Origin of the sequence: Dechloromonas sp. CZR5 (genome assembly GCF_008711155.1) — a bacterium.
Lineage (GTDB): Bacteria > Pseudomonadota > Gammaproteobacteria > Burkholderiales > Rhodocyclaceae > Azonexus.
This window is the reverse complement of record NZ_VUYQ01000001.1, coordinates 466,153-481,538: the sequence shown is the minus strand read 5'-3', so window position 1 is coordinate 481,538 and position 15,386 is coordinate 466,153. Positions and strand designations below refer to the sequence as shown.

The 15,386-nt window shown below is 63.4% G+C and carries 13 protein-coding genes; 3 read left to right on the top strand and 10 right to left on the bottom strand.

What is annotated here, in order from left to right; translation table 11 throughout:
- Positions 1–38: 38 nt before the first annotated feature.
- The 9 genes from F1002_RS02360 to F1002_RS02320 all read right to left on the bottom strand — a co-directional run bounded on the left by F1002_RS02360 (position 39) and on the right by F1002_RS02320 (position 10,120).
- Positions 39–698 carry a response regulator transcription factor gene (locus F1002_RS02360; RefSeq protein ID WP_150427419.1) on the bottom strand — a complete coding sequence of 220 codons (660 nt, stop codon included), beginning with the start codon at positions 696–698 and terminating at the stop codon, positions 39–41.
- 1 nt (position 699) lies between these two features.
- The gene (locus F1002_RS02355) at positions 700–2,640 is read right to left on the bottom strand and encodes a type IV pili methyl-accepting chemotaxis transducer N-terminal domain-containing protein (protein ID WP_150427418.1); all 1,941 of its coding nucleotides are present in this window, start codon (positions 2,638–2,640) and stop codon (positions 700–702) included.
- Between the two features lie 144 nt (positions 2,641–2,784).
- Positions 2,785–3,585: an ABC transporter ATP-binding protein gene (locus F1002_RS02350; RefSeq protein WP_150427417.1), complete on the bottom strand. Its 801-nt coding sequence runs from the start codon at positions 3,583–3,585 to the stop codon at positions 2,785–2,787.
- 12 nt (positions 3,586–3,597) lie between these two features.
- Positions 3,598–4,527: a nitrate ABC transporter permease gene (ntrB, locus tag F1002_RS02345; RefSeq protein ID WP_223879428.1), complete on the bottom strand. Its 930-nt coding sequence runs from the start codon at positions 4,525–4,527 to the stop codon at positions 3,598–3,600.
- A gap of 67 nt (positions 4,528–4,594) precedes the next feature.
- Positions 4,595–5,872, bottom strand: a complete 1,278-nt coding sequence (locus tag F1002_RS02340) for a CmpA/NrtA family ABC transporter substrate-binding protein (protein ID WP_150427416.1) — start codon at positions 5,870–5,872, stop codon at positions 4,595–4,597.
- Positions 5,873–6,166: 294 nt separating this feature from the next.
- A complete protein-coding gene (locus tag F1002_RS02335; RefSeq protein WP_150427415.1) occupies positions 6,167–6,742 on the bottom strand; it encodes an ANTAR domain-containing response regulator in 576 nt (191 codons plus the stop codon).
- Positions 6,743–6,759: 17 nt separating this feature from the next.
- Positions 6,760–7,131: a sirohydrochlorin chelatase gene (locus F1002_RS02330; protein ID WP_150427414.1), complete on the bottom strand. Its 372-nt coding sequence runs from the start codon at positions 7,129–7,131 to the stop codon at positions 6,760–6,762.
- Between the two features lie 10 nt (positions 7,132–7,141).
- Positions 7,142–8,830 carry a bifunctional protein-serine/threonine kinase/phosphatase gene (locus F1002_RS02325; RefSeq protein ID WP_150427413.1) on the bottom strand — a complete coding sequence of 563 codons (1,689 nt, stop codon included), beginning with the start codon at positions 8,828–8,830 and terminating at the stop codon, positions 7,142–7,144.
- A 75-nt stretch (positions 8,831–8,905) separates the two neighbouring features.
- On the bottom strand, positions 8,906–10,120 hold the full coding sequence (locus F1002_RS02320; protein WP_150427412.1) for a NarK/NasA family nitrate transporter: 1,215 nt from the start codon (positions 10,118–10,120) through the stop codon (positions 8,906–8,908).
- A 413-nt stretch (positions 10,121–10,533) separates the two neighbouring features.
- On the opposite strand from F1002_RS02320, the gene F1002_RS02315 reads away from it, so the two are divergent.
- The 3 genes from F1002_RS02315 to F1002_RS02305 are packed head-to-tail and all read left to right on the top strand — an operon-like array spanning position 10,534 to position 14,359.
- Positions 10,534–12,663, top strand: a complete 2,130-nt coding sequence (locus tag F1002_RS02315; protein WP_223879427.1) for a TonB-dependent receptor — start codon at positions 10,534–10,536, stop codon at positions 12,661–12,663.
- Positions 12,657–13,874, top strand: a complete 1,218-nt coding sequence (locus F1002_RS02310) for a sialidase family protein (protein WP_150427411.1) — start codon at positions 12,657–12,659, stop codon at positions 13,872–13,874. The genes F1002_RS02315 and F1002_RS02310 overlap by 7 nt, the downstream gene beginning before the upstream one ends.
- Positions 13,874–14,359, top strand: a complete 486-nt coding sequence (locus F1002_RS02305; protein ID WP_150427410.1) for a TlpA disulfide reductase family protein — start codon at positions 13,874–13,876, stop codon at positions 14,357–14,359. The genes F1002_RS02310 and F1002_RS02305 overlap by 1 nt, the downstream gene beginning before the upstream one ends.
- Before the next feature lie 80 nt (positions 14,360–14,439).
- On the opposite strand, the gene F1002_RS02300 is transcribed toward F1002_RS02305, so the two are convergent.
- Positions 14,440–15,354: a LysR substrate-binding domain-containing protein gene (locus tag F1002_RS02300; protein WP_150427409.1), complete on the bottom strand. Its 915-nt coding sequence runs from the start codon at positions 15,352–15,354 to the stop codon at positions 14,440–14,442.
- Positions 15,355–15,386 lie beyond the last annotated feature (32 nt).

Genomic DNA, 15,386 nt, shown 5'->3' with positions numbered 1-15,386 from the left:
AATCCGCGCCCGTTTCGGGGCGTACGGAATGCGGCCGGTCAGCGGCCCTGTCCGTAGCCGTTTTCGACGGCGTAGAGCGCTACCTGGACGCGGCTGCTCATGTTCAGTTTCTTGAAAATGTTCTGGACGTGAATCTTGACGGTGCTTTCGGCCAGGTCGAGCTTGCGGGCGATTTCCTTGTTGCTCTCGCCTTGTGCCAATGCGGCCAGGATATCGCGCTCGCGCGGTGAAAAGCGGTCGCGCTCGGCCTGCGACGCGTCGGCCTTTGGGGGATTGCGCACCCCCTGAATCAGTTTTGCCGTCATCTGCTGCGAAACGACGGACTCTCCTTGCGCTGCCTTGCGAATGGCGTCGACGAGAGTATCGGTCTCGATATTTTTCAGCAGGTAACCGCTGGCACCGGCGCGCAGCGCATCCATCAAATCCTGCGCATCCTCGGAGACAGTCAGCATCAGCACATGGACATCGGGCATTTCCTCGCTGATGACCTTGACTGCCTCGAGTCCGGAGACGCCCGGCATGTGCAGGTCAAGCAGCGCCACGTCCGGCTTCAGGGAGCGAACCCGCTTGATGCCTTCCAGCCCATCCCCCGCTTCGCCCACGACCTCGAAGGCGTCGTTGCGCTGCAACAGCGACTTGATGCCGCTACGGAACAAGGTATGGTCATCGACCAGCAATACCCGGATCTTCTCGCTCATTTCACACGGTCTCCCTATTTTCTTTTGGCAGGCAGAGGGTTACGCAGGCCCCCGCCCCCGGTTGTGATGCTACCTGACATTCGGCGCCAATGCGGTGAGCGCGCTCGCGCATGATTTTCAACCCGACATGGCGATCCGACAGGCAATTCGGGTCGGTCTGCGGATCGAAGCCCACGCCATCGTCCTGAATCGTGATCCGGCTGGACGCCATGTCCTGGTCGACCGTGACGCGAACCTGGCTGGCCCTGGCGTGCTTGCGAATGTTGGACAAGGATTCCTGCACGATATGCATGATCTGGATTTCATCGGTCGGTGCCATCGGCACCATGGCCCCGCGCCGTTCGAATTCGGTCCTGATCCCGGTCTGCCCCTCGAATTTTTCCAGCGCGGCGTTGATCGCCGAATCCAGGTCGGATTGATGCACCCGGGTCCGGAAATGCACCAGCAGCTCCCGTACATCGTCGTAACTTTCCTGCACCCCTTCGCGCAACTGCCCGGCGGTCTGCATCGCCTCGTCGCTGCGCCCCTTGCGCAGGGAATCCTGCAGCAACTGCACCTGGATGTTCAGGAAGGCGAGACCTTGGGCGATGGAGTCATGCAGCTCCTGCGCCAGCAAATTGCGCTCTTCGGATACCGCCAGCTCCTTTTCGCGCGATTTCAGGCGCTGATTCTCGATCGCCACGCCGAGATGGTGGCCGAGCGTTTCGAGCAGGTGCATTTCCTGCTCCGACAAGGCGTGCGGCCGGCGGAAATAAAGATTGTAGACGCCGATGCGTTGCTTGTCGCACAGGATGCTGAACGCAGTGGCCGTTGCAAACCCTTCGCGGATACAGGTACGCAGGCGCATGCTCTCCGGTGGATTGGCCGTCGCAAAGGCTGCCGGCTTGCTGGTTTGAAAAACATCGCCGCACAGACAGTCGCCACAATTGATCTGTCCTTCGTTGGCGATGAATTCTTCCGACAGCCCGTCGTGGGTCATCAGGTAGAGCTTTTCGGTTTGCGGCAGGTACAGCCGCACCGCGCCTGCATCGGCGCCCAGGGTGGTCTTGATGCGTTCGAGAAAGCCTTCGCACAAGGCTTCCAGCGGTGCCGGCTCGGTCAGGAAGGTGGTCATGCCGTAGAGGATGCCCAGTTCGCGATTGCGCTGCGCCAGCCTGCTGGTTTCGGCTTCGACACGATGCTCCAGCGTGCCATGGACCGTTTCCAGATGCTCCGCCATCTGGTTGAAGCCGCCGGCGAGCGCGCCCAGCTCATCGTCGCTGGCAACCGGCACACGGACAGTCAGGTCGTTGCCGGTCATGCGCTGCATGCCGGCATGCAGAATACCTACCGGCCGAATGACCAGGCGGTCGAAATAACGGATCAGCAGGACAGTACCGAGGATGGCAAACAACACCAATGCAGCCTGGACACTGCGCAGCAGATTGGTGTCGTAGGCGTAGCTTCGCTCCATGGCGAGCACCAACTCGTTGATGCCACTGACGAAACCGTCGAGCTCCAGGTCGAAACGGTCGGTAATCCGCTCCCGCTCTGCATGGTCGCTCGTCAGATAGCTGACGACCAGGGGGCGAACGGTGGCCTGCCAGACCTGGCCGACCTCGGACAGTCGCGCCTGAACCTCGCGGTTTCTCGGCTGCGACAAGGGGCGAACCGGATCGCCCTGCTGCAGGTCGCGCAACACTTTCTCGAAACGTTCCAGTTCATCGCCGAGTGCGCTGCCGATTTGCACCTCCTGCGCTTTGAGCTCCAGCCCCCGCGCCATCAAATGGCCGATGCGATAGCTGCGCATGCGCTGGCTGCCGGCATCGTTGATGGCCGCGGCAACGCCTTCCAGTTGCCATGAAATGAGCAGGGTAAAGCCGATGGCGACGGTGGCGACGACGAAGAGCACCACCAGCATGCCGACGATCTTGCGCGAAAGCTTGCCCGAATTGGCCAGCATCAATCAATGTCCGTATTCAAATCTGCAAACCATAGCGTCGCAGTGGGATAAACGCAAAGAGATGGATCAAGAAAAAGCCCACCATTTTACCGGTGGGCAAAAATCGCGGTGGAGAGCGCACCGCGACGATGGAAGAGATCGCGATCAGGCCGCTTCTTTTTCGACGCGTGCCTGTTTTTCGTAGAGGAATTCCAGCACGGCGGCGCGGTAGCCGATGTAGTCCGGATCGTGCGCCAGCGTCAGGCGCTCGCGCGGGCGCGGCAGCCTGACTTCGAGCACCTCGCCGATGGTCGCCGCCGGGCCGTTGGTCATCATGACGATCTTGTCGGAGAGCAGCACCGCCTCGTCGACGTCATGGGTGACCATGACCACCGTGGCCCTGGTTTTCTCGCAGATCTTCATCAGCTCGTCCTGCAGCTTGGCGCGGGTCAGCGCATCGAGCGCGCCGAACGGCTCGTCCATCAGCAGCACCTTGGGTTCCATGGACAGGGCGCGGGCGATGCCGACGCGCTGCTTCATGCCCCCGGAGATTTCGTGCGGATACTTGTGTGTGGCATGCGCCAGGCCGACCAGTTCGATGGCCGCCTGGGTCCGCGCCTTCAGCTTGGGCTTGCCTTCCTTGCCGCCGAAGACGCGCTCAACCGCGAGGTAGATGTTCTCGAAGCAGGTCAGCCAGGGCAGCAGGCTGTGGTTCTGGAAGACTACCGCCCGCTCCGGGCCGGGACCGGCGATTTCGCGACCGTCGCAGAGCAGCACGCCGGTGGTCGGTTTGGTCAGGCCGGCGATCAGGTTGAGCAGTGTGGACTTGCCGCAGCCGGAGTGGCCGATCAGGGCGATGAACTCCCCCTGGGCAATGCTCAGATCGATGTCGCGCAGGGCGACGAACTTGCCTTTCTTGGTGTCGAAAGTCTGGCCGACACGCTCGATACTGACGAACTTTTCCATGATCGATTCTCCTTACGACGCTTCTTTGGTGAGTTTCTTGGCCAGCAGGATCAGCGCCTGTTCGAGGATCAGGCCGACAATACCGATGACGAAGATGGCGATGATGATGTGCTCGACCTTCAGGTTGTTCCACTCGTCCCACACCCAGAAGCCGATGCCGACGCCGCCGGTGAGCATTTCGGCGGCCACGATGACCAGCCAGGCCGTGCCGATGGACAGGCGGATACCGGTCAGCATGTAGGGCAGCACGGCCGGGAAGAGGATCTTGGTGACGACCTTCCACTCGGACAGCGCCAGCACGCGGGCGACGTTCAGGTAGTCCTGCGGCACACGCTGGACGCCCTGGGCGGTATTCATGATCATCGGCCAGATCGAGCAGATGAAAATGGTGTAGGTCGCGGCGGGGTCGGCCTTCTTGAAGACGAGCAGGCCGATGGGCAACCAGGCGAGCGGCGACACCGGGCGCAGCAGGCTGATGATCGGATTGACCATGGCCGACAGGAAAGCCGAGCGCCCCAGGATGAAGCCGAGCGGAATGCCGACCACGGCGGCGAAGCCGAAGCCGATGGCGACGCGCTGCAGCGAGGACAGCACGTTCCAGCCGATGCCCTGGTCGTTCGGCCCGTTGCGGTAGAACGGATCGGAGAACAGCGCCACGGCGGCATCCCAGACCTGGGCCGGCCCCGGAATACTGCCGCCCTTGTGGGTGGCGACGTGCCAGATACCGATCAGCACGAGCAAACCGAGTACCGGCGGCAGCGCGGCACGTAAGAAGGCCGTCAGTTTGTCGCCGAGCGGCACCCCGGCCGGCAGGGTTGCTGTCTTTTCCATTTTCTTTTCCTTGGCCGGCTCTGCGACAACCGTCGCGACCGGCTTGCTGGTGGTTGCGGAATCGGCGGTTTTATCCACACCGAACTCGCCTGTCATCGTCAATGCGCTCATGGTTTTCTCCTCAAGCATTTAGCAGTAGCGTCATTCCCGGCTCCACCGGGAATGACGCGCTGGCGCCTTAAGCCTTTACCTTGAAGCCATCGGCGTACTTGGCCGGATCCTTGCCATCCCAGACCACACCGTCGATCAGCTTGCTCGACCGCATGTCGCTCTTGGGCAGAGCGACGCCGGCCGCAGCCGCGCCCTGCTTGTAGATGTCGATGCGGTTAACCTGCTTGGCGATGGCTTGGTAATCCGGGTGGCTCTTCAGCAACCCCCAGCGCTTGTGCTGGGTCATGAACCACATGCCGTCGCTCAGGTACGGGTAGTTCACCGCGCCGTCGTTGAAGAACTTCATATGGTTCTTGTCATCCCAGCTCTTGCCCAGGCCGTTCTGGTAACGCCCCAGCATGCGGGCGACGATGACGTCGGTATCGGTATTGACGTAGGACTTGCTGGCGATAGTTTCTGCAGTCTTCTGCTTGTTGGCCAGCGAAGCATCGATCCACTTGCTGGCATCGAGGATGGCGGCGACCACGGCGCGTGCCGTGTTCGGATTCTTCTGCACCCATTCGGCGGTGGTGCCGAGCACCTTCTCCGGATGATCGGTCCAGATGTCCTGGGTCGTCACGGCGGTGAAGCCGATGTTGTCCATGATCGCGCGGTTGTTCCATGGTTCGCCGACGCAGAAGCCATCCATGTTGCCGACACGCATGTTGGCGACCATCTGCGGCGGCGGCACGGTGATGGTCTTGACGTCCTTCAGCGGGTTGATGCCCTGCGCCGCCAGCCAGTAGTAGAGCCACATGGCGTGGGTGCCGGTCGGGAAAGTCTGGGCGAAGGTGTATTCACGCTCCTTCCTGGCCACCAGCCTGGCCAGGCCGGCACCGTCGATGGCCCCCTTGTCCTTTAGCTGGTTCGACAGCGTGATGGCCTGGCCGTTGTTGTTGAGAGCCATCAGCACGTTCATATCCTTCTTCGGGCCGCCGACGCCCAATTGCACGCCATAGATCAGGCCGTAGAGCACGTGGGCGGCATCCAGTTCGCCATTGACCAGCTTGTCGCGGACGGAAGCCCAGGAAGCCTCCTTGGATGGAACGATCTTGATGCCGTACTTCTCGTCGAACTTCATGACCGATGCCATCACGACGGAGGCGCAATCGGTGAGCGGGATGAAGCCAATCTTGACTTCCTTCTTTTCGGGGGCGTCGGAACCAGCGGCCCAGGCGCCGCTGCGAACGCCAGGAGGGACCATGGCCATCAGAGAGGCTCCCAGGACAGTTGAAACGAAATCACGACGTGACGGAGAGGATTTGCCGGCGACTGCATCCAGCGGGGCTAGTTTCTTGTCTTCCATTGCTTGCTCCTTGATACTCGAATCGAAAAACAAATGGGCGTCGCATCCGTACCGCCGCTCGGCAGATCGGATGGACGCCCGTGTCCTTGAATCGGCTTTCGCCCGACTCTCGCCCGATCGCCTTTGACCGTGCGCTTTAGCAGGACTATTGCAATGGCTGTGCCAGGACTAGTTATTTGGAACTAGACATAAATAACTAGTTTATTTTCAATCACTTGGCTTGATGTTTTTTGGCCGGAAGCTTCGCGGCACCATGCACTATTGCAGTGCAGCAAACCCAAATACCGCACTGCCTTAGAGCAGCACCCTCGCCATGTCGATGACGTCGCGGGCCACTTTGGCCATAGTCTGGCCGCGCTCCATCGCCAGCTTGCGCATGGCGTGGTAGGCCGCATCCTCGTCCAGGCCGCGCGCCTTCATCAGCACGCCCTTGGCCTTGTCGACCAGTTTGCGGTCGCTCAGCCTCTTGGAAATTTCCTCGAGTTCCTGACGCATGGCGAGGTTATCCTCGAAACGGACACGCGCCACATCGACAATCGGCTTGATCCGCTTGGGATCCAGGCCATCGACGATATAGGCCGAAACACCGGCCTTGACGGCATCGCGGATGGTTTCCCGGCCATCCTCCTGGGTGAAGATCACCACCGGACGGGGCATATTGCGGTTCATTGCCGCCAGGTTTTCCAGCGTGTCGCGGCTGGGACTGTCGGTATCGATCAGGATCACGTCCGGCTTGAGCTTCTCGACCTCGGAGGTGAGATTGGCGGCATCGGCCAGGATGGCAGCGACCTGGTAACCGGCGAGCGCGAGCCCGGCGCAGATTTCGCCGGCGCGGGTGCGGGATTCATCAATGACGAGTACGGTAAGCATGCTTACCCTACAGCAAGTTACAGGCCAGCGAACTCCAGGGCTGCCGTCGCCATCGCCTGGACGACGATTTCGTTCTCGCCGATGGCGTCGCCCAGCACGAATTCGACGTCGGGATGGGCAATTCGCAAGGCCGCCAGCAGCTCCGGCACATCGCGCTTGAGGTGACCGCCCCGCGCGATGAACATTGGCATGATCACGATTTTCTTCACGCCGCCGCCGATCAGGCCGGCAATGCAGTCCGCCAGGTTCGGCGCCATGAATTCCAGGAACGCCAGTTCGACGGACAGCGTCGGGTTCAGGCTGCGAACGGCCGCCTGGACCCGGCGCATCGGATTCGCCCATTCGGGATCGCGGGCGCCATGGGCAAAGAGAATGAGGGCAGTGTTCATGTCACGGACTTTACCGCAACAGGATCAGCAGCAACACAAAATTGATCGCCAGCGACGCCGCGGCGACCATTTTCCACAGCCTGAGCGGGTTGCGCTGAACCAGCGGCTGGCAGCCCGGCGCCGCAATCGGTCGCGCCGCCCCTCGCTCAAGCGCCAGGATAAATTCCTCGGCGGTTTCAAAGCGATCCCTGGCTTCGCGCGCGACGGCCTTGAGCAGGATGTTCTCCAGCCAGCCGGGAATTTCCGGCCGCCAGCGCGTCGGGCGGGCCGGCTCGCCGAAATTGGGCGTCTGGAACGGCTCGATTTCGCCGTAGGGATATTTGCGGGTCAGCAGGTGATAAAGGGTAACGCCGGCCGCATAGAGGTCATGGCCGAACGCCGGCTCCGGGTCCGCGAACAACTCCGGCGCCATGTAGGAAGGCGTGCCGGCCTGCCCGATCGGATCGCCGGCCTTGCGTTCGGCCAGGCTGACCGCGACCCCCAGGTCGAGGATGCGCAGTACGCCATCCTGCCCCAGATGGACGTTGTCGGTCTTGACGTCGCGATGCACGATGTCGAGCCGGTGCAAGGCAGCAATCGCCTTGAGCAGGGCGATCCCCAGACGGACCACTTCGCCGACCGGGAAATGCTGGTCGCCATCCAGCCGGGCCTGCAGCGTGGCGCCGGGATGCCAGGTCATCAGGTAATACAGGCAACTACGCTGATCGGCGGGCAGCACCTGCGGGAAGAACGGCGACACCACGCGCCTGGCCCGCCACTCCTCCATCAGCAGGGCGGCCGTTGCCTCGGCGTCGCCCACCATGGCGGGCTGCAGGGTCTTCAGCACCCACTGCTGGCCGTTACGGGGATTGCGCACCCGGTAGAGCAGCGTTTCACGCGAATCGTGCAGCACCTCCTCGACGACCAGGCCATCGAGTTCGTGCCCCGGCTTGAGGCGACCGGGCAAGGGCAGGCTGGCCGCGCCTTCCAGGCTGTCGCGCAAACTGGCCGGCGGCAGCCCCAGCACATCGACCACCACGGCCGAGGCATTGTCATGGCCGCCATTGGCGAGGGCCAGGCTGGTCAGCGCGGCAGCCGCCGCCTGCGGCTCGGGGTGGTCGAGCAGGACATCAGCCATCAGCGCGTCGGGCAGCACACCCCAGACGCCGTCGGAAACGAGCAGGAAGCGGTCATGCAGCACCAGTTCGCCGTCGGCGAAATCCATGAGCACGCGCGGATCGAGGCCGATGGCCCGCGACAGCACGTTGTTCAGCTCCGGGTGCTCCCAGGTATGATCGACCGTCAATTGATGCAGCCGCCCTTCCTGCAGGCGATAGATGCGCGAATCGCCGATGTGCGCCGTGTAGAAGCGCCGGCCGCGCAGCACCACCGCCGACAGCGTGGTGGCCATGCCGGCCAGCTCGGCATTGCGGCTGCCTTCGGCGATCACCCAGCGATTGAGCGCCGTGGTGACCGTTTCGACGGCACGCGGGATGCTCCAGGTATCCGGCGTCGCAAAATAGTCCGCCAGCAGGCCGCGCACGGTGTATTCCGCCGCCTCTCTCCCGCCCTTGTGGCCGCCGATGCCGTCGGCCACCGCCGCGATGACGCCTTTGTTCTCAAGTTCCAGCCCTTCCGGCGTGGCCACCCCGCAATAATCCTCGTTCCGCTCGCGCGGTCCGGTCAGGGACGAATATCCGACGGCAATGTTCAACGGCATGGTTCAGTATCCTGGATCGGGATAGGAAGACCGGACGAGCGAACCGCCGCCCGCTCCGATCCTAACAGCAGCCCCTCATATCTTGGCCGTCGTCAGGTGGCTGGCGCCCCAGGTCGTGCGCCACCGGGTCTTCACCCCGGTCAGGCCGACCAGCGCCAGCACGGCGAGTGCGGCGAAGATGAGGAAACCGGCCTGGTAGCTGCCCGTCATCTGGCGGGCGTAACCCAGGCTGGAAGCCAGATAGAAGCCCCCCACGCCGCCGGCCATGCCGACCAGGCCGGTCATCACGCCGATTTCCTTCTTGAAGCGCTGCGGCACGAGCTGGAACACCGCGCCGTTACCCATGCCCAACGCCAGCATGGCGCAGACGAAGACGACCAATGCCATCCAGGCTTCCGGCAGGCCGAAGCTGACAATGGCCAGGAAAATGGCGGCGAAGATGTACATCACCGTCAGCGACTTGACGCCGCCGATGCGGTCGGCCACGTTACCGCCGATGGGGCGTACCAGCGAACCGGCAAAGACACAGCCGGCGGTGAAGAAGCCGGCCGTCTTCGGGTCGAGGCCGTACTGGGTGTTGAAATAGATGACCAGCGAGGAAGCCAGGCCGACGAAACCGCCGAAGGTCACCGAGTAGAAGAACATGAACCACCAGGCATCCTTGTCCTTGAGCACCTTCAGGTACTCGGCCAGGGTTTTGGGCGGCGGCGCATCCGGCGCGTCCTTGGCCAAGAAGACGAAGGCGACCAGCACGATGACCAGCGGGATCAGCACGATACCGAAAACGTTTGTCCACCCGAATGCGGCGGCCAGCCCCGGCGCGAACAGCGCCGCCAGTGCCGTACCCGAGTTGCCGGCACCGGCGATGCCCATCGCCGTGCCCTGGTGCTCGGCCGGATACCAGCGCGAAGCGAGCGGCAGCGCGGCGGCGAAGGACGAACCGGCAACGCCGAGGAAAATGCCGAGCACCAGCACTTCCGCGTAGCTATGCACGCCGACCAGCCACGCATAGAGCATGGCGGCAATCACGACGACCTGGCCGATGATGGCCGCTTTCTTGGGCGACAGTCGATCGACCAGAATGCCCATGACGATACGCAGCAAGGCGCCGGCCAGTACCGGCGTCGCCACCATCAGGCCCTTTTCGGCGTGCGACAGGCCGAGATCCTTGGCGATGCCGACCCCGAGCGGGCCGAGCAGCACCCACACCATGAAGGCGAGGTCGAAGTAGAGAAAGGCCGCCAACAACGTAGGCGTGTGGCCGGCTTGCAGAAACGATTTCTTGTCCATGGGGCAGTTTCCTGGATAGACCGCGGGAGCGGTTGTTGAAAGGGATTGCTGGTATCAGCGCATGGCATCGTTGCCATGAACCTGCCCCCGTTGGCGGTCGGATCGCTGCGATGCCACATTCAGTGCAAGTCGCATGCCACGACCACAAGCCATTGATTTCTTTCGACTCCCCAGCATGCACCCCAAGCGGAACGCACCAAAACAAGGCACACATCGCCATCGCGGTGCGCACCAATCCAACCGGCCGGCGGGTGGCCCCGAGCCGGTGCAAAAGGCAACTTTTTTCGCTGAAATTGAGGCATCTCAAGAAAACGGGCCATTTCCCGAAGAAGTGCGACGATTTGTCGCAGAGTGCGGAAGCTTGCTTTGATTAAGATCGCCGGCAACTTCATTTCTCCCGCGAGTACCGCACCATGCATCTTCGCCCGACACCGATTGCCGCCCTGCTCACGGCCCTCTTCTCATTGAACGCCGCCGTCATGGCTGCCGAGGAAACGACGGCGCTGGGCGAAGTCACGGTAACCGGGACGCGTGAAGCGCGCCTCCTGTCGGAAACGCCGCAGACCATCCATGCGGTCAAGGCCGAGACCATCCGCGACCAGCGTCCGAGCCACCCCAGCCAGGTCATGAACCAGATGCCCGGCGTCTGGGTCAGCAACCTTTCCGGCGAGGGGCACTCGACCGCCATCCGCCAGCCGCTGACCACCGGCGCGCTCTACCTCTACCTGGAAGACGGCATACCGACCCGCCCCACCGGCTTCTTCAATCACAATGCGCTGTATGAGATCAACGTTCCCCAGTCCGGCGGTATCGAGGTTTCGAAGGGGCCCGGCACGGCCTTGTACGGTTCCGACGCCATCGGCGGCTCGATCAACGTGCTCACCCGCACGCCGCCGCGCCAGGCCGAGTTCGAAGCCAGCGCGGAAATCGGCTCCTATGGCTGGAAGCGCTCGCTGATCAGCGGCGGCGATGCGGTCGGCGACAACGCCTGGCGCGCCAGCCTGAACCTGACCCGCAACGACGGCTGGCAGAACAATGCCGGCTACGAACGTCAATCCGGCAATTTCCGCTGGGACCGGGCGTTGGGCGACGATGCCGTTCTCAAGACCATCCTTGCAGTCTCATCGATCAACCAGCAACACGTCGGCAACCTGACGACGCGGGAATACAACGAAGCACCGCGCAGCAACAACGTTCCGTTCTCGTATCGCAAGGTCGACGCCTTCCGGCTGTCCACAACCTACGAAAAGGAAGGCGAAAACTCGCTGCTGTCGATCACCCCGTACATCCGGGATAACCGGATGGAGATCATCCCCAACTGGTCGGTCAGTTACGATCCCAGCCGCTATCTTTCGGAAAGCCAGTCGTTTGGCTTCCTGAGCAAGTATCGCCGCGACTTCGCGCCGCTCCAGGCCCGCCTCATCGTCGGCCTGGACTACGACCTCAGCCCGGGCTCGCGCGACGAGGACTCGATTCGCCTCGACCAGACCATCAACGCCCTCGGCGGCAAGACCTACGCGCTCAGCAGCACGGCGCCGGTCAAGATCTACAAGTACGATGTGGTCTATCGCAGCATTTCGCCCTACCTGCACGGCGAAATCAGCCCGATAGAGAAGCTCCGCGTCACCGCCGGCCTGCGTTACGACGACATGCAGTACGACTACACCAACACCTTCAACGGCGGCGCTGCCTCGGCCTCGCAAGGGGTTGGTGGCTCCGGCTATTACGGGCATGCGGCGAGCACGAAGATCGGCTACTCGCACCTCAGTCCGAAGCTGGGGATCAACTACGCCTTCGACAAAAACCTGAACGCCTACGCTTCGTACAGCAACTCCTTCCGCACCCCCTCCGAAAGCCAGGTCTTCCGCGGCAGCCGCGAAAGCACGGCGCTCAAGGCCCAGGCCGCCGCCGAATCCTTGCTGCAACTGAAACCGGTGGTTGTCGATAGCTACGAAATCGGCTTGCGCGGCAAGCAGGGCCGGTTCAACTATGAACTGGCCACCTACTACATGATCAAGAAGGACGACATCGTCAGCTACACCGATCCGGCGACCAACCAGCGTCGTGTCGTCAACGCCGGCCAGACCGAGCACCGCGGCATCGAGCTGGGCCTGGGCGCCCAGCTCGCCGAAGCCTGGCGCGCCGACGTCAGCTTCTCACGCGCCCAGCATCGTTTTGAGAAATGGGTCATCAACGGCACCACCGATTACAGCGGTAAGGAGATGGACGCAGCGCCGAAGGTGATGGCCAACACGCGCCTCACCTACCACCCGGCCAGCCTGAATGGCGGCCGTGTCCAGCTGGAATGGGTGAAACTGGGCAGCTATTGGCAGGATCCGGCAAATACGCTCAAATACGCCGGTCACGATTTGTTCCACCTGCGGGCCAACTATCCGGTGACCCGCCAGTTCGAAATCTGGGGCGGCATCAACAACCTGCTCGACAAACGTTATGCCGAGACGGCCGGGGTGGAAAGCTCAATCGCCAGCTACACGGCCGGCCTGCCGCGCATCTTCACCGTGGGGATTCAAGGTAAATGGTAAGACTGCACTTTCGCCTGCCGAGCCTGGCGCTGGCCTGCGGGCTGCTGCTCGGCGCGCTGCCCGCCATCGCGCATGAACACCCGGCCGCCACGCCCATGGCCCGCAACTGGCAGGAACGCCTGGCGGCCGCCAAGGGCAGCGCCGTTTCCGTTGCGGCGGATGAACAGGGGCGCCTGTGGTCGGTCGACATGCGCCAGGGGCACCTCTGGCTGTCCCGCTCGGCGGACGGCGGCAAGACCTTCGCCGACATCGGCAAGGTGAATGCGCAGCCGGAAGCCATTCTGGCGGATGGCCAGAACCGGCCGCAAATCGCCGTGCATGGCCAGATCGTCGTCGTTTCCTGGTCGCAGGCCTTGCCGAAGCTGTATAGCGGTCACGTCCGCATGGCCCGCTCCGAAGACGGCGGACTCAGCTTCACGCCGCCCGTGATCGTCAACGAAAACCGCGAGGAAATCGGCCATGGCTTCAACGCCATGAAGATGGATCGCCAGGGCAACCTGGCGTTGGCCTGGCTCGATGGCCGCGAGCGCAACGCCGCGGCCCGCAAGGGCGTGAAATATGCCGGTTCGAGCGTGTATTACGCCACTTCGAGCGATTTCGGCAAGACCTGGACGGCCAACGTCAAGCTGGCCGACAACAGCTGCGAATGTTGCCGTATCGGCCTCGCCATCGGGCCGGACGGCGGCGCCGTGGCACAGTGGCGCCATTTATTTGCCGGCGGCGTACGCGATTTTGCGACAGCCCCCCTGAAGCCCGGCGCGCCTGTTCTGCGGGCCAGCGAAGACGGCTGGGAAATCAGCGCCTGTCCGCACCACGGCGGCGACCTGTCCATCGATGCCGGCGGACGCCGCCATTATGTCTGGTTCACCGGCAGCGCCGGAAAACCCGGCCTCTTCTACCGCTACGCCGAGGGCGCGCAATTCAGCCCCCCCCGGGCGTTCGGCGATCTCGATGCCCAGGCCGGCCATCCGACGGTATTTGCCGACGGCAAACAGGTCGCGGTGGTGTGGCGCGAATTCGACGGCCGGCACTATCGCCTGCGCCGCATGCACTCATCCGACCGCGGCGAAACCTGGTCGGCGCCGTCAACCGTGGCCGAAGCGGAGGGCGCGACCGACCTGCCGCTCTTCGTACAAGGTGCGGCTCAACCGCTGGTCGCCTGGGGAACGGCGGCCGGTGTGCGCATTATCGACCTGCGCGAGGTGCCGTGATGGGACGTATCGCGCACCGCCTGGCCTGCCTGCTCCTCGGCGGCCTCGCCTGGTCCGCACAGGCCGTGGAAGGACCACGCCCGTTCGTCGTCGGCAGCCTGAAGGAAATCCAGGCGCAGTATGCCGGCAAGCCGCTGATCGTCACGTTCTGGTCCGTCGGCTGCACGCACTGCCCGGCCGAACTCAAAACCCTGGGAGCCTTGAAGCGGCGCCACCCCGACCTGAATATCGTGCTGGTGGCGGCGGACACCCCCGATGACGGGCCGGAAACCCGCCGCCTCGCCACGCAATACGGCCTGGCCAAAGCGCCGCAGTGGGTATTTGCCGACCCGATTCCGGAGCGGCTGCGCATGGACATCGACCGCCGCTGGTATGGCGAACTGCCGCGCACGCATTTCTACGATGCCGGGCACCGCCTGGAAGCCGTCTCCGGCGTCGTGCCCGAGGCGCGCCTGCGCCAATGGGTAGCCGCCAACCTGCGCTGAGCGCCGAAGCCAGAACCGCCCGACCGAAGGCGCATCGTGCCTCCCGGCCGACTCGGTCGCCCCCTGAGGCAAGGGCAGCGTCAGCTTGCTAGGGGCGAGCCGGTCGTGCCCTCGACTGCCAGCAGATAGGCCGCAACCTCCGCCGCCAGCCAATCGGCAAAAGCCTGCAATTTGGCCGTTCCGTTGCTGCGCAACGGCCAGACCAACCAATACGGATTGGCATAGCGAGTTGCCACATCGGACAACTGGACCAATTCGCCGCTGTGGATCAGGTCGTGGGCCAGTGAGCGCCGGGTCAGCGTCACGCCCTGGCACTGGCGCAGTGCCTCGATGATCAGCGACGAGTCGTTGAAGACCGGCCCGGACAGCACGGCGTTGGGCAGACCGACCGCCGCCAGCCAAGGCGCCCAACTCTCCACCGTTCGCACGAGCGGCGCGGTGAGGATTTCAGCCGGTGTCCTCGGCAACCGGCCGCCGTTGAAATGCGGCGAGGCGACCGCGATCAACTCGTCGCGGAACAGCTCTTTCTGCGAAGCCCCCTCCCAGCCGCCCGGCCCCATGCGGATGGCGACATCGACCCGGTCGACATCGAAATCCACGAGTTCCAGACCGGCCCGCAGCGTCAGCTTGAGCCCCGGGTGGGCGGCACGGAACTTCGGCAGGCGACGCACCAGCCAGTGCGCGCCGAACGACGGCAGCACGGCAACCACCAGTTCGTCGGGACGCGGCAAGGAAAGCATGGCGTCGGTCGCATCCGCGATATCGGCCAGGGCCATGCGCAAGCGGAGGGCATAGACCCGCCCATCCTCCGTCACCTTCAGGCGGCGCCCCTGACGGCTGAGCAGGGCGATGCCGAGATGTGCCTCCAGCGCGCGCAACTGCTGGCTGATCGCACCGTGGGTAACATGCAATTCGTCGGCGGCACGCACGACGCTACCCAGTCGTGCCACCGCCTCGAACGCACGCAAAGCAGGCAAGGGTGGCAAGCTCTTCATGTTAGGAATACTAACGTAAAACGGAAAAACAA